This window comes from Stenotrophomonas maltophilia group sp. Smal12, assembly GCF_037079935.1.
Taxonomy (GTDB): domain Bacteria; phylum Pseudomonadota; class Gammaproteobacteria; order Xanthomonadales; family Xanthomonadaceae; genus Stenotrophomonas; species Stenotrophomonas sepilia.
Genome location: NZ_JBAWUK010000034.1, coordinates 30,815 through 56,636, shown reverse-complemented (window position 1 = coordinate 56,636; position 25,822 = coordinate 30,815). Strand labels below are relative to the sequence as shown.

21 protein-coding genes are annotated in these 25,822 nt (G+C 62.8%); 18 read left to right on the top strand and 3 right to left on the bottom strand.

The genetic code is table 11. The features are described from left to right. Positions 1 to 696 precede the first annotated feature (696 nt). Both WDC87_RS15005 and maiA read left to right on the top strand, forming a co-directional pair. On the top strand, positions 697 to 1,686 hold the full coding sequence (locus tag WDC87_RS15005; protein ID WP_164082356.1) for a fumarylacetoacetate hydrolase family protein: 990 nt from the start codon (positions 697 to 699) through the stop codon (positions 1,684 to 1,686). 14 nt (positions 1,687 to 1,700) lie between these two features. Beyond that, positions 1,701 to 2,384 (top strand): maleylacetoacetate isomerase, encoded by a 684-nt coding sequence (gene maiA / locus WDC87_RS15000; protein ID WP_164082355.1) that lies wholly within the window; start codon positions 1,701 to 1,703, stop codon positions 2,382 to 2,384. 33 nt (positions 2,385 to 2,417) lie between these two features. Here the strand turns inward: maiA and WDC87_RS14995 are convergent, their stop codons facing one another. The 3 genes from WDC87_RS14995 to WDC87_RS14985 all read right to left on the bottom strand — a co-directional run bounded on the left by WDC87_RS14995 (position 2,418) and on the right by WDC87_RS14985 (position 6,519). After that, complete coding sequence (locus WDC87_RS14995; RefSeq protein ID WP_164082354.1) at positions 2,418 to 3,917, bottom strand: UdgX family uracil-DNA binding protein; 1,500 nt, start codon at positions 3,915 to 3,917, stop codon at positions 2,418 to 2,420. Further along, positions 3,898 to 5,181, bottom strand: coding sequence for a putative DNA modification/repair radical SAM protein (locus WDC87_RS14990; protein WP_164082353.1), 1,284 nt, complete (start codon positions 5,179 to 5,181; stop codon positions 3,898 to 3,900). The genes WDC87_RS14995 and WDC87_RS14990 overlap by 20 nt, the downstream gene beginning before the upstream one ends. A 207-nt stretch (positions 5,182 to 5,388) precedes the next feature. Continuing rightward, complete coding sequence (locus tag WDC87_RS14985) at positions 5,389 to 6,519, bottom strand: PilT/PilU family type 4a pilus ATPase (RefSeq protein ID WP_108767636.1); 1,131 nt, start codon at positions 6,517 to 6,519, stop codon at positions 5,389 to 5,391. A gap of 121 nt (positions 6,520 to 6,640) precedes the next feature. Here WDC87_RS14985 and WDC87_RS14980 point away from each other — a divergent pair, with 121 nt between their 5' ends. The 16 genes from WDC87_RS14980 (at position 6,641) to WDC87_RS14905 (ending at position 25,726) form a co-directional block, all read left to right on the top strand. Next, positions 6,641 to 7,006 carry a DUF4398 domain-containing protein gene (locus WDC87_RS14980; protein WP_079220525.1) on the top strand — a complete coding sequence of 122 codons (366 nt, stop codon included), beginning with the start codon at positions 6,641 to 6,643 and terminating at the stop codon, positions 7,004 to 7,006. Then, on the top strand, positions 7,003 to 7,887 hold the full coding sequence (locus WDC87_RS14975; RefSeq protein WP_164082351.1) for a hypothetical protein: 885 nt from the start codon (positions 7,003 to 7,005) through the stop codon (positions 7,885 to 7,887). Before WDC87_RS14980 ends, WDC87_RS14975 begins: the two co-directional genes overlap by 4 nt. A 324-nt stretch (positions 7,888 to 8,211) precedes the next feature. Further along, complete coding sequence (locus WDC87_RS14970; protein WP_004141535.1) at positions 8,212 to 8,448, top strand: YdcH family protein; 237 nt, start codon at positions 8,212 to 8,214, stop codon at positions 8,446 to 8,448. 328 nt (positions 8,449 to 8,776) lie between these two features. Further along, a complete protein-coding gene (locus tag WDC87_RS14965) occupies positions 8,777 to 10,147 on the top strand; it encodes a pyridoxal-phosphate dependent enzyme (RefSeq protein ID WP_108767639.1) in 1,371 nt (456 codons plus the stop codon). Between the two features lie 122 nt (positions 10,148 to 10,269). Then, the gene (locus WDC87_RS14960; protein WP_164082350.1) at positions 10,270 to 11,451 is read left to right on the top strand and encodes a cystathionine gamma-synthase; all 1,182 of its coding nucleotides are present in this window, start codon (positions 10,270 to 10,272) and stop codon (positions 11,449 to 11,451) included. After that, the gene (locus WDC87_RS14955) at positions 11,444 to 12,835 is read left to right on the top strand and encodes a glycosyltransferase family 4 protein (protein WP_164082349.1); all 1,392 of its coding nucleotides are present in this window, start codon (positions 11,444 to 11,446) and stop codon (positions 12,833 to 12,835) included. The genes WDC87_RS14960 and WDC87_RS14955 overlap by 8 nt, the downstream gene beginning before the upstream one ends. After that, the gene (locus WDC87_RS14950; protein ID WP_004141616.1) at positions 12,828 to 13,622 is read left to right on the top strand and encodes an ABC transporter permease; all 795 of its coding nucleotides are present in this window, start codon (positions 12,828 to 12,830) and stop codon (positions 13,620 to 13,622) included. The genes WDC87_RS14955 and WDC87_RS14950 overlap by 8 nt, the downstream gene beginning before the upstream one ends. After that, a complete protein-coding gene (locus WDC87_RS14945; protein WP_004141619.1) occupies positions 13,619 to 14,878 on the top strand; it encodes an ABC transporter ATP-binding protein in 1,260 nt (419 codons plus the stop codon). The genes WDC87_RS14950 and WDC87_RS14945 overlap by 4 nt, the downstream gene beginning before the upstream one ends. Further along, the gene (locus WDC87_RS14940) at positions 14,875 to 16,668 is read left to right on the top strand and encodes a methyltransferase domain-containing protein (RefSeq protein ID WP_252744561.1); all 1,794 of its coding nucleotides are present in this window, start codon (positions 14,875 to 14,877) and stop codon (positions 16,666 to 16,668) included. The genes WDC87_RS14945 and WDC87_RS14940 overlap by 4 nt, the downstream gene beginning before the upstream one ends. A 218-nt stretch (positions 16,669 to 16,886) precedes the next feature. Then, positions 16,887 to 20,585, top strand: coding sequence for a glycosyltransferase (locus WDC87_RS14935; RefSeq protein ID WP_204323517.1), 3,699 nt, complete (start codon positions 16,887 to 16,889; stop codon positions 20,583 to 20,585). 193 nt (positions 20,586 to 20,778) lie between these two features. Then, positions 20,779 to 21,819, top strand: a complete 1,041-nt coding sequence (gene gmd / locus WDC87_RS14930) for a GDP-mannose 4,6-dehydratase (protein WP_004141629.1) — start codon at positions 20,779 to 20,781, stop codon at positions 21,817 to 21,819. Further along, complete coding sequence (locus WDC87_RS14925; RefSeq protein ID WP_164082346.1) at positions 21,803 to 22,729, top strand: NAD-dependent epimerase/dehydratase family protein; 927 nt, start codon at positions 21,803 to 21,805, stop codon at positions 22,727 to 22,729. Before gmd ends, WDC87_RS14925 begins: the two co-directional genes overlap by 17 nt. A 118-nt stretch (positions 22,730 to 22,847) precedes the next feature. Then, positions 22,848 to 23,798 (top strand): UDP-glucuronic acid decarboxylase family protein, encoded by a 951-nt coding sequence (locus WDC87_RS14920; protein ID WP_004141633.1) that lies wholly within the window; start codon positions 22,848 to 22,850, stop codon positions 23,796 to 23,798. A gap of 11 nt (positions 23,799 to 23,809) precedes the next feature. Further along, the gene (locus WDC87_RS14915; RefSeq protein WP_164082360.1) at positions 23,810 to 24,748 is read left to right on the top strand and encodes a glycosyltransferase; all 939 of its coding nucleotides are present in this window, start codon (positions 23,810 to 23,812) and stop codon (positions 24,746 to 24,748) included. Then, a complete protein-coding gene (locus WDC87_RS14910) occupies positions 24,732 to 25,130 on the top strand; it encodes a GtrA family protein (protein ID WP_239505192.1) in 399 nt (132 codons plus the stop codon). The genes WDC87_RS14915 and WDC87_RS14910 overlap by 17 nt, the downstream gene beginning before the upstream one ends. Continuing rightward, a complete protein-coding gene (locus tag WDC87_RS14905; protein ID WP_004141639.1) occupies positions 25,127 to 25,726 on the top strand; it encodes a hypothetical protein in 600 nt (199 codons plus the stop codon). Before WDC87_RS14910 ends, WDC87_RS14905 begins: the two co-directional genes overlap by 4 nt. Positions 25,727 to 25,822: the final 96 nt, after the last annotated feature.

Sequence of the window (25,822 nt, the reverse complement as noted above, 5' to 3'; positions counted from 1 at the left end):
GCAAAAAATTTTTAATTTTTAATAAAATGCGGGTTTTACCAAAGCTGAAGGGCGCAATCCCCTCCACCATACCTTTTTGGGGGGGTTTGGGAAGGGTTTGTAGCCCTCCACGTGTTTAAACCCAGTTCTGCTTAAAAACCAAGAGCAGTATTGGGTGGGTTGGCGGGGAAGTGTGGGTTCGGGGGCACGCGTTAAACCAACAGTCCCCCGCCTTCGACAGGTTCACGCGGCTGTTGGCAACAGCTGCTGTTGGTGGGTGCCGACCGTTGGTCGGCACGAATGAATTGATTCGACATCTGACAGAAAAAACGTGTCGACCAAGGTCGACACCTACCAACAGCCGCGCGACTCAGTAGATCCACGCCATGCGTGGATGATTCATTCGATATCTGACAGATGTGCCGACCAACGGTCGGCACCCACCAACAGCAGCTGTTGCCAACAGCCGCGTGAACCTGTCGAAGGCGGGGCACTGTGGGTTCACGGCGTCCCCGCGAACCCACAGTGCCCCGCCATCCCACGGAATCCTGCTCTGGCTTTTGACGCAGACGTGGCTTGAAGCAGGTGCAGGGCTACAAGCCCTGCCGAACCCCCCCCACTACGGTAGGGTGGAGCGGATGCCGCGCTGCAGCTTGGCTAACCCGCGCATTTGATTACACTTGAAACTTGTTTGCCCACGACTCCGGACACCCACCCATGAAGCTTGGTTCTTTGAAGGAAGGCGGCCGCGACGGCACCCTGATCGTCGTCTCGCGTGACCTGCGCCTCGGCGTCCGCGCCACCGGCATTGCCGCCACCCTGCAGCAGGCCCTGGAAGACTGGAGCCACATCGCCCCGCGCCTGAACGCCCTGTACGAATCACTGAACGCCGGCGACGCCGATGGCGTGTTCGACCTCGACCCGCAGGCCCTGGCCGCGCCGATGCCGCGCGCCTATGAATTCGTCGATGGCAGCGCCTACCTGCCGCACGTCGAGCGCGTGCGCCGCGCCCGTGGCGCCGAGGTGCCGGAAAGCTTCTACACCGACCCGCTGATGTACCAGGCCACCAGCGCCGGCTTCCATGGCCCGCGCGACGCGGTCAAGGTGGTCAGCGAGGAGTACGGCATCGATCTGGAAGCCGAGATCGTGGTCATCACTGATGACGTGCCGATGGCCGCCACCCCGGAACAGGCTGCCGGCCACATCCAGCTGGTCGGCCTGGTCAACGATGTGTCGCTGCGCAACCTGATCCCGGGCGAACTGGCCAAGGGCTTCGGCTTCCTGCAGTCCAAGCCGCGCTCGGCGCTGTCGCCGGTGTTCGTCACCCCCGATGAGCTGGGCACGGCCTGGCAGGACAGCAAGGTGCACCTGCCGCTGCTGACCCACGTCAACGGGAAGTGGTTCGGTGCGCCGGAAGCCGGCGTGGACATGCAGTTCAACTTCGCCCAGCTGGTCGCGCATGCGGCCAAGACCCGTCCGCTGGGCGCCGGCACCATCGTCGGCTCGGGCACCATCGCCAACGAGGACACCAGCAAGGGCGCCTCCTGCTTCGCCGAACAGCGCGTGGTGGAAACCCTGCGCGACGGCAAGCCGAGCACGCCGTTCATGTCCTTCGGCGACGTGGTGCGCATCGAGATGCTCGACGCCGCCGGCAACAGCATCTTCGGTGCGATCGAACAGCGCATCGAGCAGGCGGCCAGGCCCTGAGCGTGGAGGCGGCGATGGACATCCTGGTTGACGACGGCCCGGTCGACGACGGCCTCGTGCTGTTCACCTACTGGCGATCCAGCGCCGCCTACCGCGTGCGCATCGGCCTGCAGCTGAAGGGCCTGGCCTGGGAGGGCCGGCCGGTGCACCTTGTGCGCGAAGGTGGCGAGCAGCATGCCGACGCCTATGCCGCGCTCAACCCGCAGCAGCTGGTGCCCACCCTGCTGCATGACGGGCACACGTTTACCCAGTCGCTGGCGATCCTCGAATACCTCGATGAGCGCTATCCGCAGGTTCCGCTGCTGCCGGCCGATGCGGTCGGCCGCGCGCGGGTGCGGTCACTGGCCCAGCTGGTGGCCTGCGACATCCATCCGATCAACAACCTGCGGGTGATGCAGTACCTCGAGCGTCGCCTGGAAGCACCGTCCGACGCGCGCACACAGTGGACCCTGCACTGGATGGCCGACGGCTTCGCGGCAATGGAAGCGATGCTCGCGGGCAGTGCGGATACCGGCGTGTTCTGCCACGGCGACCGCCCCGGTCTGGCCGACATCTGCCTGCTGCCGCAGCTGTACAACGCGCACCGCTTCGGCCTGGACCTGGCGCCATACCCGACCCTGCGCCGCATCGAAGCGGCCTGCCAGGCGCTCGACGCCTTCGACCGCGCGCGCCCGGAAAACCAGCCCGACGCCGCCTGACACGCCGCTTCGCTCGCCGGGCATGGCGCGGCGCTACCGGTCGGGCGTCGGTTGTAGCGCTGGGCCACGCCCGGCGGATTCCGCGTCGTCCGCCCGCAAACGGGCCAGGTCATCGCGGAACAGCCGGTAGGCCTCCTCACGCCGGGCGTCGTCGCCTTGCCGCAGCACCCACGCCGGGTGCACGGTGGCATAGCCACGGGTGCCGTCTTCCAGCGTGTGCCAGCGTCCGCGGTCGCGTGACAGCTGGAAGCCCGCGCCGAACACCGAGGAAGCGGCGGTGGCGCCCAGGCAGACGATCACCTGCGGCCGCACCCGCGCGATCTCGCCCAGCAGCCACGGCTGGCAGGCCCGCACGTGCCGGCTCTCGGGGCGCTTGTGCAGGCGCACCTTGCCGCGCCGCTCGTGGTGGAAGTGCTTCACCGCGTTGGTCAGGTACAGCGTGGCGCGGTCGATGCCGAGTTCGGCCAGGGCCCGGTCCAGCAGCTGGCCTGCTGGACCTGCGAATGGGCGGCCGCAGAGATCCTCGGTATCGCCGGGTTGTTCGCCGATCACCATTACCCGTGCATCGGCCGGCCCTTGCCCGAACACCACCTGGGTGGCCGGTTCCCACAGCGGGCACTGCCTGCAGCCGGCGGCTTGGGCACGCAGCGCATCGAGGCTGTCCGCGCTTGATCCCGGTGATGGCAGCACCGCCGGTCGCTGCGGAATCTTCCGCTGCGGGGCCTGCGCGGGACGGTCGTGCATTTCCTGCACGCGGTCGGCCGCATCGCGCACCAGCCCCGGCAGCAGCTGCGCTTCGGGCAGGTGGCGCCAGTACCGCGCCGGCATCTCCTGCAGCATCATCCGGGTGTTCAAGCGGGCGGGATTGAAGATGCTGGCGTAGTAGGTCTGCCACAGCGATTCGCGCGCATCCTCGGCCGGGGCATCTTCGCGACGGGCGCCGGGCCCGAAGGCCAGCGCCTCGCCATCCCAGTACACGCTGCGGCCGGGGGTGAGGATGGCCCAGCGCATGCCGGCGAAGCGGCGCGCGAAGAATGGCGCGACGCGCTCGACGATGTGATGGTCCGGCTCGAACCATGCGATGAAGGCATCGGTCTGCCCGGGCACTTCGCGGAAGCGCACGAAGGCTTTCATCTTGTGGGTGTCGCGGCGCACCGCCTGGGCCAGTGCCATCGCCCGCAGCACGTCCGCATCGGCCGGGTTGGACAGCACGCTGCGCTCGCCGTGGGCGATGCGCCACAGCAGCCGGTACAGCAGGGCCAGGCGCTGCGGATCGCGATGGCACAGGCAGGTTGCGGCCAGCTCCATGAAATCGCGCGGCACGCTGGGCGCGCTGGCGTCGGCGGGCAGGGGAGCCCCCTGCACCGATGGCGCATCCAGCAGCGAGGCGTCGCTGCCTTCCAGCCAGTCCAGCTGCGCCGGTGCCACGCCACGTACCAGCGCCTCGCGGGCGGCATCGCGCCAGGCGTCCAGGGACCACGGCGGGTCCACCCGCAGCGACCAGCGCTGCGCGTCAGGCGGCGGGTGGGGCATCAAACAGAGAGCCCTGTCGTGGCGGCGGGGCCAGCTGCGCGCGCAACGCCGCCGGATCATCCAGCGCCTTGCGCGGGTGGTGGTCGGCCAGCAGCACGAACGGCAGCAGCTTGCTCATCGGGGCCTTCAACCGGGCCACGTCGGCTACCCGCAGGCGGCCATGCCGGCGCGCCATCAGCACCCGCTTCACATTGCGCACGCCGAGCCCGGGCACGCGCAGCAGCAGCTCCTTCGGCGCGCGGTTCAGATCGACCGGGAAGCGCTCGGGGTGGCGGATCGCCCAGGCCATCTTCGGGTCGATGTCCAGGTCCAGCATGCCGTCCTGGGTGGTATCGGTGATTTCCTCAACGCCGTAACCGTAGAAGCGCAGCAGCCAGTCGGCCTGGTACAGGCGATGCTCGCGCTGCAGCGGGGGCGGCTGCAGCGGCAGCTGACGGCTGGCATCGGGAATGGGGCTGAAGGCCGAGTAGTACACCCGGCGCATGCGGTAGTTGCCGTACAGTGCGTCGGCACTGGCCAGGATCTGCTGGTCATTGGCCCCGTCGGCGCCGACGATCATCTGCGTGCTCTGCCCGGCCGGGGCGAAGCGCGGCGGGCGAGGGCGTGCGCTACGGGTGGCCGTTGGCGCGACCACGGCCGGCGCCTTGCGTGCTTCCTTGGCTTCCTCGATGCGCCAGCGCAGTTCGCCCATCGCGCCGCGGATCGAGTGCACAGTCTTTTCCGGCGCCAGCGCACTCAGCCCGGCCTCGGTCGGCAGTTCGACGTTGATCGACAGGCGGTCGGCGTAGCGACCGGCGCTGGCCAGCAGCTCGGGCGACGCCTCGGGAATGGTCTTGAGGTGGATGTAGCCGGCGTAACGGTGTTCCTCGCGCAGCTGCCGCGCCACTTCCACCATCTGTTCCATGGTGTAGTCGGCAGTGCGGATGATGCCACTGGAAAGGAACAGCCCCTCGATGTAGTTGCGCTTGTAGAAGTCCAGGGTCAGCGCGACCACTTCGTCCACGCTGAAACGCGCCCGCGGCACGTTGCTGGACACGCGGTTCACGCAGTAGGCGCAGTCGTAGACGCAGAAGTTGGTCAGCAGGATCTTCAGCAGCGACACGCAGCGGCCATCCGGCGTGTAGCTGTGGCAGATGCCCATGCCTTCGGTGCTGCCGATGCCGCCGCTGGCGCGCGAGTCGCGCTTGCCCGCGCCGCTGGAGGCGCAGGAGGCGTCGTATTTGGCGGCGTCGGCGAGGATGGCCAGCTTGCGGATGGTTTCCATTGAGGAAACCTACGGACAGGCGGTCTCATTGGATGAGACGGCCGCTTAACGCTTCAGGTTCACGCCGGGCACGGCCCGGCGCTACCTTGGGGAACGGGCATGGCCCGGCATTATCCGGGGGAACGGGCGTGGCCCGGCATTATCCGGGGAAACGGGCGGCGCCCGGCGGTTCCGGTAGCGCCGGGCCATGCCCGGCGTCGGTGCGGCTCAGAAGCCGTGGGTGATGCTGGTCTGGGTGGGCGAGGAGAAATCCGCGTACGGATCGTGCTCGCCGCTGCCACCTTCGGACAGGCGGAACTTCAGGGCCAGACCGTCGCGCGAGTCGGCCGCGCGCAGCGCTTCCTCCTGCTCGATCACCCCGGCCTTGGCCAGGCGGAACAGGCACTGGTCGAAGCTTTCCATGCCTTCCTCCAGCGACGACTCCATCGCCGCCTTGATCTCGTGCACCTGGCCGCGGCGCAGCAGGTCGCGGATCATCGGCGTGTTGATCAGCACCTCGGTGGCCGGCAGGCGACGGCCCTCCTTGTTCTTCACCAGGCGCTGGCTGATTACCGCACGCAGGTTCAGCGCCAGGTTCATCAGCACGTTCTTGTGCGCGCTTTCCGGGAAGAAGTTGAGGATGCGCTCGATGGTCTGGTCGGCATTGTTGGAGTGCAGGGTGGCCAGGCACAGGTGGCCGGTCTCGGCGAAGGCGATGGCCGCCTCCATCGTCTCGGCATCCAGGATCTCGCCGATCAGGATCACGTCCGGCGCTTCACGCATCGCGTTCTTCAGCGCGTTGTGGAAGGCATGGGTATCCAGGCCGACCTCGCGCTGGTTGACGATCGACATCTTGTGCTTGTGCAGGTATTCGATCGGGTCCTCGATGGTGAGGATGTGCCCGGTGGTCGTACTGTTGCGGTGGTCGATCATCGACGCCAGCGAAGTGGACTTGCCCGAGCCGGTGGACCCCACCACCAGCACCAGCCCACGCGGGGTCATGATGACGTCCTTCAGCACCTGCGGCAGGTTGAGCTCTTCGATGCTCGGAATCCGGCTGCGGATGGCGCGGATGACCATGCCGACCTCGCCCCGCTGCTTGAACACATTGACACGGAAGCGCCCGGCATCGGCCAGGGCGATGGCCATGTTGAGTTCCAGCTCGCGCTCGAACTGGGGCACCTGGCCCTCGTCCATCAGCGAATAGGCGATTTTCTTGACCATGCCCGGCGGCAGCCCGGTGTTGCCGAGCGGGTACAGCTTGCCCTCGATCTTGATGTAGACCGGCGCACCGGTGGTCAAGAACATGTCCGAAGCGTTCTTTTCGGTCATCAGCTTCAGGAAGTAGCCGATATCCATTGCGAATTTTCCCCAACGAAACTGCCGGCGCCCGTTGCAAGCACGGTGTCGGCTTGACGACAATGGCCGTGAACCGAAAACCGGTACGGCCTCCCCAATGAAACGACTTAGCTTCGCACGAATGCGCCACAGCCTGTATGTGATGGCGTTTGCATTCGCACTCTCTGCTCCCGTCTGGGCGCAGGACGGCGCACAGGAACTGGCCCAGGCCCGGCAGGCGGTGGACAAGGCCACCCAGGCCGACGCCGACCAGTACGCCCCGGACCTGATCGGTCTGGCCCGCCAGGGGCTGGAGCAGGCCCAGCGCGCCGCCGGCGACCGCCGCGAGCGCAAGAACGCCCCGGCACTGGCCCTGCGCGCCGCGGCCGACGCCGATCTGGCCCGTGCCCGCAGCGAGGAAGCCACCGCCACCGCCCAGCTGCAGCTGCGCCGCAACGAGGTCAACCAGCTGCAGCGCCAGCTGTCGACCGGGGAGGACCGCCGATGAAGTCGATCTCCGCCTTGGCCCTGGCCACCGCGCTGGCACTGCCGGCCCTGGCTGTCGCCGCCGACAACCCGATGGTCGGCCAGCTGAGCCAGCGCCTGAGGAACATCCAGGCCAATCCCGACACCGCCGAGCTGGCCGCCTTCGAGCGCATGCAGGCCCAGCAGGCCATCGCCGCCCTGGACAAGGCCAAGCGCCGCGACCAAGAACTGGCCACCTACCTGGCCGAGCGCCGGGTCGAGATTGCCGAAACCAGCGTGCGCGCCGCCCTGGCCGCCCGCGAGGTCGACCGTCTGGACCGCACCCGCAGCGACCTGCTGATCGAGGCCAGCCGCCGCGACGCCGCCCGCGCCCGCCAGGAAGCCGAGCAGCTGCGCATGCAGGCCCAGATGCAGGCCGAGGAGGCCGAGCGCCTGCGCCAGGCCGCCGAAGCCGAGACCCTGGCCCGCCAGGACGCCGAGAACGCCCTGACCAGCGTGGCCGGCAAGCAGCAGCAGCGCCTCAGCTCGGCCCAGCAGAACGCCGCCAAGCTGGCCCGCGAAGAAGCCGAGCTGGTGTCCGGGCAGAAGCTGCCGGGGTCGAAGTTCGATGCCCGCGGCGAGGTTTTCACCCTCGGTGGCGATGCCTTCGGTGCCGGTGCGGCAAGCCTGTCCGGCGGTGCGAAGAACCAAGCCAAGGCCTTGGCCGAATACCTGAACATCGGCAAGAAGGGCCGGGTCCGGATCGAGGCCTATGACAGCGCCAATGGCGTCGGCCAGAAGCGCGCCGAAGCCCTCCGCGATGCGCTGGTCTCAGCCGGTGTCGCCAGCAGCCGGATCCAGGTCAGCGGCAAGAAGGCGGCGTCCACCAAGGCCCGCTCGGCCGAGGTCATCATCGCCCCGTAATTACTTGAATTCGTTTGTTTTTCGTTGCTTTGAGCATTCAGCCTGAACCCCGCCCCGGCGGGGTTCGGTCTTTTTGTCGCGGGGGTCTTGTACCCGGCCCGGAGCAGGCGTAGGGTCAATCGTCCGGGACGCAATGCCGCGGACCGGACGATGGGAGGGCCGGGCCGATGAAAGCAGGGCGCGAACCGCAGCAGACCGACATGCGCAGGCCAGTGCAGCAGGTGGTTGTGGGCACCCATGTGGAAATCGACCGGCGCTCCTCCATGAACAACGCCCCGTGCCTTGCGGCAGGGACGTTCGTGTATCTGTCGAAGGAGGTCCATCATGTTTGAAGATCAGCCCCAGAGCGAGATCGACGCCCGTCGCGCGCGTGATCCGGAGTTCCGGGCACTCCATGACCAGCACCGCAAGTTGAACAAGAAGTGCATGGACGCGGAGCTGGGTGTACTCCCGATCGATGATGTCACCCTGGGTCGCATGAAGCGCGAGAAGCTGCTGGCCAAGCAACGCCTTATGCGGATGTACGAAACACCGCTCGCAACGACGTCCCCCACGCACTGACGCTCCGGTCGCGCCGGGAACGGCGTGACCCCGCCAAGGCACCACAGGCGGTGGTGCCTTGGCGCGCAGGCAACGGCCTGCACCCGTGCATACTCTCAGCCCACCGATGCGGGCGGTACCGGTCTCCTCGTCGATCCGGGGCCGTCCGCATCCCCTTGGGCGTTCAGCCGAGCATGGGCTCGGCTCTACAAAGACTCAGCTGGTGGGTGCCGGCCGTACCGTGGTGGGTGCCGACCGATGGTCGGCACGCCCACGGCTCCTGACTTTCGCAGCCATCCGGCGGATAATCATCTGTCCGGCCCAGCGTGGCGCGAAGCGAAGTTTCCGAATGCCCATCCATTCCTCCGTCCTCGAACTCATCGGCCAGACCCCCATCGTCAAGGCCCAGCGCCTGGATACCGGTGTCTGCGAGCTCTACCTGAAGCTCGAGAACGCCAACCCGGGCGGATCGATCAAGGACCGCATCGGTCTGTCGATGATCGAAGCAGCGGAACAGCGCGGCGACCTCAAGCCCGGCGCGACCCTGGTCGAAGGCACTGCCGGCAATACCGGCCTGGGCCTGGCACTGGTGGCGCAGCAGAAGGGCTACAAGCTGATCCTGGTCGTGCCCGACAAGATGAGCCGCGAAAAGATCTTCAACCTGAAGGCGATGGGCGCCGAAGTGCGCCTGACCCGTTCGGACGTGGCCAAGGGCCACCCGGAGTATTACCAGGACCTGGCCAAGACCATCGCCGACCAGACCCCGGGCGCGTACTTCATCAACCAGTTCGGCAACCCGGACAACCCGGCCGCGCACGAATTCGGCACCGGCCCGGAAATCCTCGAGCAGATGGGCGGTGACCTCGACGCCATCGTGTTCGGCTGCGGCAGCTCGGGCACCATGACCGGCCTGTCGCGCGCCTTCGCCACGCTGTCGCCGAAGACCGAGCTGGTGCTGGCCGATCCGGTCGGCTCGATCCTGGCCGAGTACATCAACGACGGCAACCTGAACGACAAGTCGGGCAGCTGGCTGGTGGAAGGCATCGGCGAGGACTTCCTGCCGTCGATCTCCGACTTCAGCCGCGTCAAGAAGGCTTACGCGATCACCGATGCCGAGAGCTTCCACACCGCCCGCGAGCTGCTGGGCAAGGAAGGCATCCTCGGTGGTTCGTCCACCGGCACCCTGCTGGCAGCGGCCCTGAAGTACTGCAAGGAACAGACCACGCCGAAGAAGGTGCTGGTGCTGGTGTGCGACACCGGCAACAAGTATCTGTCGAAGATGTACAACGACTACTGGATGCTGGACAACGGCTTCCTGGAGCGCCCGCAGCACGGCGACCTGCGCGACCTGATCCTGCGCCCGTATGGCCAGCGCGACACTGTCGTAATCGGCCCGAACGACCTGCTGACCACTGCCTACCAGCGCATGAAGCTGTATGACGTGTCGCAGCTGCCGGTGATGGACGGCGACCAGCTGGTCGGCATCGTCGATGAAAGCGACGTGCTGCTGCATGTCTATGGTGACGAGGCCCGCTTCCGCGATCCGGTCGCCACGGCCATGGTCAGCAAGCTGGACCGCCTGGACGTGAAGTCGCCGATCGAGGCCCTGCTGCCGGTATTCGACCGCGGCCAGGTGGCCATCGTGATGGATGGCGGCACCTTCCTCGGCCTGATCACCCGCATCGATCTGCTGAACTATCTGCGCCGCCGCGTGCAGTAACGCGACGATCCGCGGAATTCGCGCATTCATATTGGTCTATCCGCGTCAAAATCCGTTAAGGCGGCGCTGATAGACTCCCGATCCTTTGACGGCGCCGTCACCGGCGTCCTGCAGGAAACGACATGTCCAACCCTTCTTCGCCCGACCGCGCGCTGGCCCTGGCCACGCTGGCCATCCATGGCGGCCAGTCGCCGGATCCGAGCACTGGCGCGGTGATGCCGCCGATCTACGCGACTTCGACCTATGCGCAGTCCAGTCCGGGCGAGCACCAGGGCTTCGAGTACTCGCGTACGCACAACCCGACCCGCTTCGCCTATGAGCGTTGCGTGGCCTCGCTGGAAGGCGGTACCCGTGGCTTCGCCTTTGCTTCGGGCATGGCGGCGACCTCCACCGTGATCGAGCTGCTGGACGCCGGCAGCCACGTGGTGGCGATGGACGACATCTACGGTGGCAGCTTCCGCCTGTTCGAGCGCGTGCGCCGCCGCACGGCCGGCCTGGATTTCAGCTTTGTCGATTTGACCGACCTGTCGGCCTTCGAAGCGGCGATCACGCTAAACACGAAGATGGTCTGGATCGAGACCCCGACCAACCCGATGCTGAAGATCGTGGACATCGCCGCGGTGGCCGCCATCGCCAAGCGCCATGGCCTGATCGTGGTGGTCGACAACACCTTCGCCTCGCCGATGCTGCAGCGGCCGCTGGAGCTGGGCGCGGACCTGGTGCTGCACTCGGCCACCAAGTACCTCAATGGTCACTCGGATATGGTCGGCGGCATGGTCGTGGCCGGCGACAACGCCGAACTGGTCGAGCAGATGGCCTTCCTGCAGAACTCGGTGGGTGGCGTGCAAGGCCCGTTCGACAGCTTCCTTGCCCTGCGTGGCCTGAAGACCCTGCCGCTGCGCATGAAGGCGCACTGCGCCAACGCGCTGGCCCTGGCCCAGTGGCTGGACAAGCACCCGGCAGTGGAGAAGGTGATCTACCCGGGCCTGCCTTCGCACCCGCAGCATGAGCTGGCTACCCGCCAGATGAACGGCTACGGCGGCATCGTCTCGATCGTGCTGAAGGGCGGTTTCGAGGCGGCCAAGCGTTTCTGCGAGAAGACCGAGCTGTTCACCCTGGCCGAGTCGCTGGGCGGTGTGGAAAGTCTGGTCAACCACCCCGCGGTGATGACGCATGCCTCTATTCCGGTGGCACGGCGTGAGCAGCTGGGGATCAGTGATGCGCTGGTAAGGCTGAGCGTGGGCGTGGAGGAGCTGGGGGACCTGCAGGTGGATCTGGAAAAGGCGCTTCCGGTACATGAGTAACGAGGCCGACCGTTTGACACGCCGTCAAGGCGCCAGGCCCGGCCTGCGCCTGCTCAACCTGTCGGCCTGGATCAGGGAGCAGCGTGTACTGCAAGTTGTCTACCGCCAGCTTCCTCCGCGATGGCGCAACTGGGCGTCGTCCTTGCTCGCGTCGCGCGCGAGTGCAAGCGCCCGGTTCCCGCGCACTCCACGCTGGGATCTGGGTCTGGAGCGCGTCGCTTACCACTCTGTCAGGATGCCGGCAAAGGCGGATGGTCCGGGTCTCAACCTGTTGGGATACATGCGTGGCCAATTTGGCCTGGCTGAAAGCGCTCGCCTGTATGCACGCGCATTGATCGATTACGGCGCGGATGTCGCGCTGTACGATATTGACCTGGCGCTTCCGCATGGCTGGGAAGATGGCAGCCTTGACGCGTGGATAGGCACGGATGCACCGCACGAAGTGAGCATCATCTTCGTCAATCCTGACTATTTGAAGCCGGCCCTGGAGCAGATCGGTGAGGCAAGACTGCGTGGCCGTTATCTGATCGCCTGCTGGTTCTGGGAGCTGGAGAAGATTCCCGACGAGTGGCTTGATGCTTTGGCCTTGGTAGATGAAATCATGGTGGCTAGCGAATTCGTTGAGGATGCTTTCCGACGCGTCACCGAAAAACCCGTGCTGCGCGTCCCCCTTCCATTAAGTGCTCTACCTGACAGCGGCCTGCAGCGTCAGGACTTCGGCTTGGAGGAGGGGAAGTTCACTTTCCTCGCTACCTTCGATTTTAACTCTTGGATTGAAAGGAAAAACCCATTCGCGGTTCTGTCGGCCTTTCGCGCCGCGTTCCCTGCAGATCGGGACGATGTCCGCCTGCTGGTGAAATCGAGTAATGGTTTCCGCCATCCGGAAAAGTTCCGGAAGTTGCTGAGTGCCGGTGAGGGAGATGACCGCATCATTATCCGCGATGACGTCATCGATCGTGCCCATCTGAACGCCCTGCAGCGTTGCTGTGATGCCTATGTGTCTCTCCACCGTGCAGAGGGTTTTGGCCTCGGACTTGCGGAGTGCATGGCGCTTGGCAAGCCTGTCATTGCGACGGGCTGGTCTGGAAATCTTGAGTTCATGGATTCCGAAAGCGCACTGCTGGTGGAATTCCGCAGGATACCTGTGAGGGAGGGGGACTATCCCCACCCCGACGGGGCTGAGTGGGCAGAGGCAGACGTTGGCGCCGCCGCTACTGCCATGCGGAAACTCGCCGACGATCCTGTCGCGGCCTCGCGGCTGGGTGCGCGAGCGCGGACGGCCGTGCTCGCGCGCCTGTCGCCTGAAAATGCGGCGCGCATCATCCTGAACAGAGTCCGGGAAATCAAGGCAGGAATGAACAAAGTAGGTGAGAACCATGGGTGACATGATGCGCTCGATATGGGCATACCGTTTTTTCATCCTTTCCTCGATCCGCAGTGACCTGAAGATCCGGTTCCTGCGCAGCAAGCTTGGCACCATGTGGATGATCATTCATCCGCTGGCCCAGGTCCTCATTTTTGCGCTTATTCTTTCGGAAGTGCTCTCCGCCAAGCTTCCGGGAATCGACAACAAGTACGCCTACGCGCTTTACCTCATGGCGGGCACCCTGGGCTGGACATTGTTCGCCGAGACGATCACGAAATCAGTCAGCCTGTTCATCGACAACGCGAACCTGATGAAGAAGATGGCATTCCCGCGCATCTGCCTGCCCATCATCCTCGCTGGCACGATGCTGGTGCAGAATGCCTTGCTATTACTCGCCATTTTTCTGGTCTTTGCGGCGCTGGGGCACTTTCCCGATGCGCATGCGCTCTGGTTGCCGGTACTGATCCTGATCACTCTGCTCCTGTCGCTCTCGCTGGGCACCCTGCTTGGTGTGTTCAATGTGTTCGTGCGCGATATCGGGCAGGTCGTCCCTGTCGTGCTGCAGGCACTTTTCTGGTTCACTCCCATCGTCTACAGCTTGGAGATCCTGCCGGCCAGCACACAGGCCTGGTTCCGTCTGAATCCGCTGCACCCATTGATAGCGAGCTATCAGAACGTTCTCGTCTATGGTCGCGACCCCTACTGGAGTGACCTGGGGTGGCTGGCGCTGGCTTCGGTCATCATGGGCGTGGCGGCGCTTGTGGTCTTCCGCAAGGCAAATGCAGAAATGGTGGACATGCTATGAGCGGCGAAATCTTCGTCTCCGGTGTCGGCAAGGCATATCGTCATTGGGGCAGCGAGTGGAAGCGCTTTGCGAAATGGTTTGGAGCGAACCCCAAACCCGACTCTGAAACTTGGGTGCTTCGCGGCATCGATTTCGAGGTTGCCCGCGGTGAAGCGGTAGGTATCATCGGGCAGAACGGCGCAGGCAAGAGCACGTTGCTGAAGCTGGTGACCGGCACTGCGCGTCCGACTGAGGGTGAAATCCGCTTGACTGGACGGGTGGCCGCCATCCTTGAGCTCGGCATGGGCTTCAACCCGGAGCTGAGTGGGCGCGAGAACGTCCGCCATGCCGCGGGGCTGCTCGGTTTTTCGGGGGAGGACATCGAGCGGATCGTTCCGGAAGTGGAGAAGTTCGCGGAGATCGGATCCTATTTTGATGAGCCAGTGCGTGCTTATTCAAGCGGTATGCAGGTCCGTGTCGCCTTCAGTGTTGCAACCGCGACCCGCCCGGACATTCTGATCGTGGATGAAGCGCTGTCGGTGGGCGATGCTTATTTCGTCCATAAGTGTTTCCAGCGGATTCGTGACTTCCGTGCCGCTGGCACCACGCTGTTGTTCGTCTCGCATGACCCAACGGCCGTACAGGCGCTTTGCGACCGCGCCATCCTGCTCGTCGCCGGCAAGAAACTGCTCGATGGAGAGCCCCGTGAGGTGTTTGATTACTACAATGCCCTGATCGCCGAAAAAGAAAACAGCAAGCTGCTGACCGTGCGGGAAGAGGGTGGGCCGGTGCAGACGGTCTCAGGGACGGGTGAGGCAAGTTTTGGGTCGATCACTCTGCGTAATTCCGCTGGCGAGGCCGTTGAATACGTGGGTGTTGGAGAGGCAGTGTCACTGGATGTCGCGGTTGAAATACATGAGCCGATCGACAGGTTGGTGTTTGGTTACATGATCAGGGATCGGCTCGGGCAGCCGATTTATGGCACCAACACGCATTACACGGAGCAGGTCCTTGGGGACCTGTCGCCGGGTCAACGTATCCGCTTCAGCGTATCGTTCCATCTCAACCTGGGACCGGGCAGTTATTCCGTTTCGGTAGCCTTGTCGAGCACTGAAACCCACCTTGTGAAGAATTTCCAGTGGCGTGATCTGGCCACGGTTTTTCAAGTTGCCAACATCACCCATCAGCATTTCGTCGGTTCAGCCTGGTTGCCATCACGCATTGAATGGCAGGAAGAGGCTACCGACGGTGCAATTGAAGTGAGGACCATGGAATGACGTCTCCGCACGAGATGAAGGCAGGGGCTTTGATGCAACAGGTGCGTCACGAGCTCGCAATGCGATCGGCCCAGCGCAGCGGCGATGCGCAGCAAGGCCGGGAGCAGGCGCCGCATTGGTCGCCGGACAACGCGCAGATCGCCGATAAGCATCAATACACGCTGCAGGAACTGCTGCAATACGAGGATGTGGACTTCGTCGATAATGCTTACCGTGCAATGCTCGGTCGACCGGTCGACCAAGATGCATTGGCCATGTATACGCAGCGGCTGCGTGATGGCAGCATAACCAAGCTTGAGGTGCTGGGCGCCCTGCGCTGGTCTCGCGAGGGCGAGCAGCGCGGTACCCGCATCCATCGGCTGCGCCTTCTGTGGACACTGCAGCGTTGGAAGCGTAAGCGTCTTGTGGGTCCTGTCATCGAATGGGCCCATGCGGCCATCCGCCTGCCGCGCGCGGCCCGCACCGAGTCGCTGAATCACGCCCACAGCGTTCGCGAGATCCAGCGGATTGGTGAGCTTCTGAATGAAGTTTCGAGCCTCGCCAGTAGCCGCTGCACTCAACTCGAGCGTCAGTTGGGGGAGGTCACGATCCAATTGCAGTTGGCCGAGTCCCGTTCCGGAGTGCGCGATGAGGCGCAGGACGCGCGCCTTGCTTCGCTTGAACTGATCGTCCAATCCGAGTTCGGCCCGGAAGTGCTCCAAGCGACGGCGGCCGGAGTGGACCCTGCTGAACCCGCTAGCGTCCGCAGGCCCAGCATGTTGGTGAGGATGAGCCTGCTGGAGCAGCGACTGGAGGATGACGCGGCAGAACTGCGGCAGTTGAGGGGGCAGCTGGACATGGCAAGGGCATTCGCTGGCGAGCACGAGCAGAGGCTTGAGGCGCTGCGGGTAACTGTCGAGGAAAGTGCTGCGGCGAGGCGTGATCATTACACCCGGTTTGATTTTGACATCAGTGCGATCAATGCACGGCAGAGCCGCGATGAGGATCGCTTGGACGCGCTGGAGCAGGGTGGGAGGCTGCAAGCTGAGCTTGCGCCCTCCTCCGTCAGCACGTCCGGTGCCCTGCCCGGTCCGGAGGCGCAGGGTACTGTGAAGCCGGCATCGGACATGGATGTGATGTACGCCGCGCTGGAGGATTCATTCCGTGGTTCGCGCGACTTGGTCAAGGAGCGTGTCCGCCCCTATCTGAATGAGGTCGAACTCGTCTGTGGTGCCGATCCGTCGAGCGCGCTGGTGCTTGATATCGGCTGTGGTCGCGGGGAGTGGCTCGAGCTGGTTCGCGACGCCGGCTACCCGGGGCGCGGGATAGACATGAATGGAATGTTCGTCCAGACCTGCCGCTCGATGGGATTGGATGTCGTTCACGGCGATGCATTTGAAGTCCTGCGGAAAATGCCACCGGGCTCTGTCTCGGTAATCACCTCGATGCACCTCGTCGAGCATCTTCCATTTGAAACGATGATTGCTCTGATCGATGAATGCCATCGCGTTCTTCGCCCTGGCGGCATGCTGATTCTGGAAACCCCCAATCCAGAGAACCTGAGCGTTGGTGCTTTCTCCTTCTACATGGATCCGACCCATCGCAACCCGATCCCCCCTGACCTGTTGTTGTGGCTTACACGCTCCCGTGGCTTCGCCGACGTGCGAATCGATCGACTTACCCAGGCGCGCGACGTCGTGTTTCCGGAGCTGCTGGACGAGAGTCAGCCGGGCTCCCAGTCGATCAACCGGATCCTCGAACAGTTCAGGGCGCCACTGGACTACGCAGTGATCTCGCGGAAAACCTCGTAAACGGACTCTGTCTGCTCTGCGGCAGTTGGATCGACGAATGCTGGATGTGTTTTCATTCCATGCACGATGTTGTTGCTCAGGCTTGTGTCATTCGCTTGGGGAACCCCGTGTGGAAGCGGTAGGCGTCAAGTGCAGGACGAAATGGCCAGGCGAATGAAGGCGGTCGCGCACCAGCAGTGGCATCGGGTGTCCGGCACCAATCAACTAGGATGTACATAATGCGGATAGCATTGGATTTGCAGGCATGCCAGACGGCATCCCGCCATCGCGGCATCGGTCGCTACACGCTTGATCTTACCGGCGCACTGTTGTCCGGCGGCCAAGGTGTCGATTACTCCATCGGCCTCGACGGCACGTATCCGCGCGAAGCGAATGAAGTGATGGCTGCCCTGGATGGGCGTCTGTCGCGAGACAAGTGGTCGCGCTACTACTACGCCGGTCCGACGCAGCCGCATGGGCATCCTGCCGACTGTCTCCGGCCTGCTGCGGAGGTGCTCTGCATGAACCACTATGCCGGTCTCGCGCCGGACATCGTGCATGCGAACAGCCTGTTCGAGGGGTTCGTGGAACATGCAGGCGGGGTGGCGGGCCTGGCCCAGGTGCCAGGCGCGATCAGCTCGGTGACGGTCTACGACTTCATTCCGCTGGTCTTTTCCGAGCAATACCTGGACAACGCCAGTTATCGCTCATGGTATCAAGCCCGCCTTCAGGCCCTGCAGCGGTTCGACGTCATGCTCTGCATTTCAGAGGCTACGCGCCGGGATGCGATGCGTCTGCTGGGTATCCCCGCCGAACGGCTTGCGGTAATCCATGCTGGTGTTGGCAGCGAGTTCACTGCCAAGGCGTTGGGGGCTGCGGAACGTGAGAACCTGCTCAAGCGCTTCGGAATCAGTGGCCGTTTTGTGATCTACACGGGCAACGGCGACTTCCGCAAAAACCTGATCGGCGCCGTCGATGCGTTCGCGAGGATTGCGCCATCCGAGCGCAACGGCGTGCAGTTGGTTCTTAACCAAGTCGGTGACGAACAGGCGTTGCGTGCCTTCGCACAGCATGCGGGTCTGTCGGCGAATGATCTGGTCATCACCGGCAAGGTCAGTGATGCGGATCTGGTTGGCTTGTTCAGGTCGTGCGAGGCGTTCTTCTTCCCGTCGTTGTATGAAGGGTTTGGCTTGCCTGTACTTGAGGCCATGGCGTGTGGTGCGCCGACCATCTGTGCCGACAACTCGAGCCTGGGCGAAGTAATGGCGCGCAAGGACGCAACATTCGATGCGTCCGATGCTGAGGGGGCGGCGCGCCTGCTGGGTCGCGCACTGAATGACCAGCAATACCGTGGTGAGCTGCGTGAGTTCGGCATCAAGAGGGCCGCGGAGTACACATGGGATCGTTCTGCCGCGCTGTGCGAACAGGCGTGGCGTGAGGCAATGGAGCGGAAGGCAAAGGCGCTGCGCGGGCCGCGCATGGGGCAGGGAGTCCGCCAGCGTATTGCCATGGTTACGCCGCTGCCCCCGCAGAAGAGTGGTATCGCGGACTACGTTGCCGAGCTGCTGACCCCGCTGTCCCGTTATGTCGACATTGATCTCTACACCGATGCGGATCTTGCCGAAACCGGTGATCTTCGTTTCAGATACAGGATCCATCACTGGCGCGATCTTGAGCGCAGTGCGGGACGCTACGCACATATTGTCTACCAGTTCGGAAACTCGCCCTTCCATATGCACATGGTGGAGCTGCTGCGGAAGCATCCTGGGCTGGTTGTCCTCCATGATGTCTATCTCAGCTCCATGTTCTGGTACATGGAGAGCCATGGCGGATATCCCGATGCGTTCAGGAAGGCGCTGCTGACGTCCCATGGCAGATCCGCCCTGGAGGTCCTGAGGGCGCAGGGGCCGCTCGAGGCAAGAATGCAGTTCCCTGCATCGCTCGGGGTCATCGAGGGCGCCGCCGGCATTCTCGTTCATTCCGCACATTCGGCCGAGGTCGTTGATTCGTTCTACCCAGGCGCCTCCCGGGCGATGATCACGCGCGCGCCGATGCCGTTGCGCCTCCCGGAAGACGTCGGCCAGGAAGGAAAGTCGCTCGCACGAACGGAGCTTGGAATCACGCCTGCCGAACAGATGATTGTCAGCTTCGGTTTCATGGCCGACACCAAGCTGAATCATCTTTTGCTCGATGCGGTCGCCTGCCTGCCCGCGGAGCGCCGGGCCGATGTGCGCCTTGTCTTTGTCGGTGGGGGCGACGGTGGCGAGTACGGAGAGCGCATCCAGCGGAGGATCCAGCAGCTGGGCAATGACGTCCGCGTAGAAATCACCGGGTTCGTCGCCGAGGACACCTATCGACGCTATCTGGTCGCGGCCGATGTTGCCGTCCAGCTCAGGGCGGAAAGCCGTGGGGAGACCTCCAAGGCTGTATACGATTGTATGGCGTATGGTGTCCCCACCATCGTCAACGACTACGCTGGGTTCCGTGAGCTCTCCCCGGTGGGGGTGCGAAAAGTGTCTGCCCAGCCAAGCATCAGCGAGCTTGCTGATGCCTTGTCCTTGCTGCTGTCAAGTGAAGCAGCCTGCAGGTCGTTGGGAACCGGCGCCCGTGGGGAAATCCGCCGTCATCATGATCCTGATCTGACCGCCAGAACGTACATGGATGCGCTCTGGTCGTCGGGGCAGACAGTCAAGGTGCGAAACGGCAGTCTGTTGGCCAATTGTCTGGCGGACGTGTTCGAAGAGGCCTCTCCAACAGACCGTGAGTATCACGCGCTTGAAACGTCGGTAGCCAGCACGTTGCAGGCGCGAGGCACTCCGCGTCTGTTCCTGGACCTTAGTGAAGTCGTCCACTCCGACTACGGCACTGGTGTACACCGCGTGGTGCGCAATCTGGCCCGCGAATGCCTGCTTGGCGAACAAGCCACCCGGTTCGTAGTGCACCCTGTAGCGCATGTGGCTGATGGCACGATGGTGTCGGCTGAATCATTCACCCGTGACGTGCTCGGCGTGCCCGACGCAGGCCGCAGCCCAGTGTCAGATATGCGGGCAGGTGACGTCCTGTTCCTGCTTGACTCGGCGTGGGACAAGACTGAGCGCTTTGAACACTCGATCGCAAATACGCATCGTGCAGGGGGGCGCGTGGGAGCAATGGTCTATGACCTCATTCCCCTGCGCCATCCGCAGCACTGCGTGGATTTCATGCCGGCGGTGTTCGAGCAGTGGTTGCGCTACGTCGTTCTCAACTGCGACGTGCTTGTCTGCATCTCCCGTGCCGTGGCAGATGACCTGCAGGCGTGGATCCGGGAAGTCGCGCCCGAGCAGCGCAGTGGCCAGCGCATCGGGCACGTCCACCTGGGCAGCGATCTGGTCGAGCAGGGGGCTAAAGCTGAGCCTTCGCGGGTAGTCCGCAACGCGTTTGCGAAACCTGCCGTCCTGATGGTCGGCACGGTGGAGCCGCGAAAAGGTCACGGACTTGCCCTTGACGCCTTCGAGCTGGCGTGGAAGCGCGGCTCCAGCATGGTGCTGGTGATCATCGGCAAGAAAGGCTGGAACGTGGAGGCCTTGGCGTCCAGGTTGCGTGACCATCCCGAGGCGGGCAAGCGCCTGCTTTGGCTTGAGAAAGTGAGCGATGCCGACCTCGAGCATGCTTACGCCTCTGCCGTGGCGCTGCTGCAGGCATCGTCCGCTGAAGGCTTTGGCTTGCCGATTGTCGAGGCAGCCCGGCACGGCGTGCCCCTGCTGCTCAGTGATATTCCGGTGTTCCGCGAAGTGGCCAGGGAGCATGCAGCGTATTTCACGCTGGATGGTCCTGAGTCACTGGCAAGGCTGCTCGTTTCATCGCTTCCGCCGGCGGCCCCAGTCGACCTTGGCCTGACGTGGTCCGAATCGGCGTCCAAATTCATGCGGCTGCTGCTTAACGGGGGATGGGACTACTGACGCGGGCCTTCGGCAGGCAGTTCCTGCTCGAAAACCCGCCTCGGCAGATGGCGGCAATCCGGCCCCGAATCCGGACGCGGCAGATGCGGTATGATCAATCGTCTGTCTGGCCCGAAGAGAGACGGGTCGGTGTGGGTCGCTGCGAAGACAGTGCGGGACGCACAACTTTCTTAACTAACCGAGTAGAGTGGCAATGAGCATCAGGAAGGCAATCATCACGGGCGTTACCGGTCAGGACGGTGCTTACCTGACCCAGTTGCTGCTTGAGAAGGGCTATAAAGTCTATGGAACGTATCGGCGTACGAGTTCGGTAAACTTCTGGCGGCTGGATGAGGTGGGTGTCACCAACCACCCCGATCTTGAACTGGTCGAGTATGACCTGACGGATCTTGGCGCATCCTTGTCAATGGTGCAGCGGATCCAGCCGGACGAGATCTACAACCTTGCCGCACAGAGTTTCGTTGGTGTCAGCTTTGATCAGCCGAGCACCACGGCCCAGATTACCGGGGTTGGCGCGCTCAATTTGCTTGAGGCGATCCGCCTCGTCAATCCGAAGATCCGTTTCTATCAGGCCTCGACGTCGGAAATGTTCGGCAAGGTGCAGGCCGTTCCGCAGATCGAAGAGACTCCTTTCTATCCCAGGAGTCCCTACGGTGTAGCAAAGCTCTACGCCCATTGGATCACCGTCAACTATCGTGAAAGCTACGATATTTTCGCTTCCAGCGGCATCCTCTTCAATCATGAGAGTCCGTTGCGCGGCCGTGAGTTCGTCACGCGCAAGATTACCGACTCGGTAGCCAAGATCAAACTGGGGCAGCTGGACGTGCTGGAGCTTGGAAATCTGGACGCGAAGCGCGACTGGGGTTTTGCCAAGGAATACGTCGAGGGCATGTGGCGCATGCTGCAGGCCGATGAGCCTGACACGTTTGTCCTCGCAACCAATCGGACCGAAACCGTGCGTGATTTCGTCCGCATGGCTTTCAAGGGGGCAGGCATCGACGTGGAGTTCAAGGGACAGGACATCGACGAAGTTGCAGTGGATGCATCGACGGGCAAGACCGTGATGCGGATCAACCCGAAATTCCACCGCCCTGCTGAAGTCGATCTCCTGATCGGCAATCCGGAGAAGGCCGAGCGCATTCTCGGCTGGAAGCCGCAGACGACGCTTGAACAGCTTTGCCAGATGATGGTTGAGGCGGATCTCAAGAGGAACGAGCGTGGATTCTCGTTCTGACCTGGAAGGCAAGCGTGTTCTGGTCACTGGAGCGTCCGGCTTTACCGGACGCTACATGGTTGCGGAGCTGCGCGCCCAAGGCTGTCAGGTAATTGGCCAGGGGTCACGACGTGGCCCTGATGACCTGGGGCAGTTCGTAGAGGCTGATCTCAGGGACGAGGCTGCATTGACCGCAGCTGTCAGCGCCGCCCGTGCTGACATGGTGGTGCACCTTGCTGCCGTCGCCTTTGTTGCGCACGGCAATGCAGAGGATTTCTACAACGTCAATCTGCTGGGTACGCGAAATCTGCTGTCTGCGCTGGAACGTTGTGAACATCCGATAGAGAAGGTCCTGCTGGCAAGCAGCGCAAATATCTATGGCAATCGTTCTTCAGGAACGTTGGACGAGAGCGCACCCCCCTCACCTGCGAACGACTATGCCGTCAGCAAGTTGGCCATGGAGCATGTCGCGGGGCTCTGGCGGGAAAGGTTGCCTATTGTCATCACGCGGCCCTTCAACTACACCGGTGTCGGCCAGGGGGGGCAGTTCCTGGTGCCGAAGATCGTTTCCCACTTCGCTCGCCGGGCTCCAGTGATGGAACTTGGCAACATCGAGGTATCGCGCGATTTCGGCGACGTGCGGGCGGTGGCGCGTGCCTATCGGCAACTTCTGCAGTCGTCTGATGCAGTCGGTCAGGTCGTGAATATCTGTACCGGGGTTGGCCATACGCTGGCACATATTGTCGAGCTTTGCAGTGCGCTGAGCGGGCACTCGCTGGAGGTGCGGATCAATCCGGCATTTGTTCGTGCAAACGACGTGAAGGTCTTGGTCGGGGACAACCAGCGGCTGCTGCGCCTGATTGGCGGCTGGGACACGCCCCCACTGGAGCAGACGTTGGAATGGATGCTGGCGGCAGCAGCCGCTGAGTAACGCGCGGAACGCTGTTCATACCATACCTGGTTTAAAATAAATCCAATCTACTGGGCAGCACGACTGCGGCTAATGCAGTGCTCGGGCGCCACTCCCTATTCCAAGGACTGCATCAGACATGGCTCACGATCAAAAACGCGTACTGGTAACCGGCGGCGCCGGTTTTCTGGGATCTCACCTCTGTGATCGCTTGATTGACGCAGGGCATGATGTGCTCTGTGTGGATAATTTCTACACCGGCAGCAAGGCCAACGTCGACGGCCTGCTGAAGCATCCGCGATTTGAGCTTATGCGGCATGATGTGACCTTCCCGCTGTATGTCGAGGTGGACCGTATCTTCAACCTTGCATGTCCGGCATCTCCTGTGCATTACCAGCACGATCCGGTTCAGACGACCAAGACGAGCGTGCACGGTGCGATCAATATGCTGGGTCTCGCCAAGCGGGTGGGCGCACGCATTCTTCAAGCCAGCACCAGCGAGGTCTACGGCGATCCGGAGATTCATCCGCAGGTGGAAGGTTATTGGGGACGAGTGAACCCGATTGGAATCCGCAGCTGCTACGACGAGGGCAAGCGCTGTGCCGAGACGTTGTTCTTCGACTACTGGCGCCAGCATCAGCTGGAAATCAAGGTCATGCGTATCTTCAATACATACGGCCCGCGGATGCATCCGAATGATGGCAGGGTGGTGAGTAATTTCATCGTCCAGGCGCTGAAGGGCGAGCCGATTACGATCTACGGTGATGGTACGCAGACCCGCAGCTTCTGCTATGTCGATGACCTTGTCGAGGGTATGTTGCGGTTGATGGATAGTCCGGCTGATTTCACCGGCCCGGTGAACATCGGCAATCCCGGCGAGTTCACCATGCTTGAACTTGCGGAAACGGTGTTGCGGCTGGTCGGCGGAACCTCCAGCATCGAGTATCGCCCGCTGCCCTCCGATGACCCGAAGCAGCGCCAGCCGGATATCCGCTTGGCCAAGGCGACCTTCGACTGGGAGCCCAAGGTCGGCCTCGAGGATGGCCTCAAGGAAACTATCGCCTACTTCCGCCATCGTTTGCAGGGGTGAGAGTGAAGATGATGCGGACCGTCGTGGTGATGCCCGTGTACGAAGATGTGGAAGCATCTTCGATACTGTTTCGGAACCTGGCAGCCAGCCAAGGGTTGGATGCCTACGTCGTGGCCGTTGATGATGGTTCAGTTCGACGCCCACTGGATGTGTCAGCCATTCAGGCGGCTGGTTTGGAAGGCGTAGTCATACGCCTGCGTCGCAACGTCGGGCACCAGCGCGCGATTGCGATTGGCCTCAGCTACGTCGCCGAGACATTCGGCGACGACGTGATCGTGGTGGCCATGGATTCTGATGGCGAGGATACACCGGAAAGTATTTCCCAGCTTGCTGAGGGACTTGCGTCCGATGAGGTTGACGTCGTCGTGGCCACGCGCAGAAGTCGTGTGGAGTCGCTCAAGTTCAAGGCGTTCTATGTCGTCTACAAGTGGCTGTTCTCGCTGCTCAGTGGTCGGCAGATCAGCTTCGGCAATTTCATGGCAGCGAAAATGCCGGCAGTCCGTCGTCTGGCTTCCATGCAGGAGACGTGGACTCATGTAGCTGCATCAGTGCTGAGTTCCAAGCTGCGCATCCAGACATGCGCGCTTGACCGCGGCTCGCGTTATGCCGGTCGCAGCAAGATGAACTTCGTGGGGCTTGCCCTGCACGGCTTCCGTGCCTTGATGGTATTTGCCGAAGACGTGCTGGTGAGGGTGGGGATTGCGTGCACCCTCGTGGCAGGGCTTTCCGTCGTCGGCGGGATAACTGCATTGCTGCTCAAGGCATCCGGGTTTGCAACCCCGGGCTGGTTCTCGCTCGCATTCGGAATCCTGCTGCTTGTGTTCCTGCAGACTGCGGCGCTTACTCTGATCATCCTGCTGCTGTCAGGCATGCTGCGCAGCGGCGGGGTGCTGGGTACGGGCAGCTACCATGAATTTGTGGAAGAAGTGCGTCATGCCCGCCGCTGCTGACGGCGTGCTTGGCGGGCAGGTAGTGCGCTATCTGATAAATGGCGTCGTTGCAACCGCCGTCCATTATGGTGTGCTGCAGTTCAACATTGAAGTGCTCCACGTTCAGTTGGCGAGTGTGGCCAACGCCATTGCAGCGGTATTCGGCATTACGGTCTCATTCATCGGCAGCCGTTACTTCGTGTTCCGGGGCCAGCAGTCGAGCGTCGTCAGGCAGGGTGCGCACTTCGTCCTGGTCTACGTGCTCATCGCACTTCTGCACGCCGCTGTCATGTATGTCTGGGCCGATTACCTGGGCATGGACTACAGGATCGGCTTTCTGCTGGCCACCGGCATGCAGATGGTGCTGAGCTTCCTCGTCAATAAATTCCTGGTATTCAAATGAACAAGTACCTGCGCGCATTTCTTGCGACCGCGATCTTCATCGTTGCATTGCTGCTGATCTATTACATACACATGCGTTACCTGAGGGTCAACGTAGTGCTGTATGCCAGCATCCTGGATGCACTGGTTGCGCTCGTAGTGGTCTTTGCCGGTCTGCACCTGCTGAAGTGGTTCCGTGATTTCAGCCGACTCGAACTGATCCAGTTGGGGGCAATTTGGCTTCTTGGCGGCTATCTGTTCGCGATATCCGTTCCCACCGTGATCGATCGATCGCTTTCGTTCTACATTCTGGAGAAGCTTGACCAGCGCGGCGGCGGTATTCGCGAAGATGCATTTAGGCAGGTGTTCACCGAAGAGTATGTCCGGGAGCATCACCTGGTCGAGGTCCGCCTGACCGAACAGCTGCAGTCCGGGACGATCGAGATTCAGTCCGGTTGCGTGAAGCTCACTCCGCGCGGTAAGCGTCTGGCTGGCTTCAGCCGTTTCTATCGTCAGAACCTCCTGCCTACGCACCGTCTGCTCATGGGTCAATACACCGACGCCCTGACCGATCCCTTCAGAAACAGCCGAATGTCGTCAGACTATCGGTGCCAATAAGCAGCCGGACCGAACAGTATGTCGATCTCCGATCCTCCCGCAAGCGCACGGCCGTACGCTACTGTTGCCTCGCGTTGGTTGCCGCCCCTGTTTCTG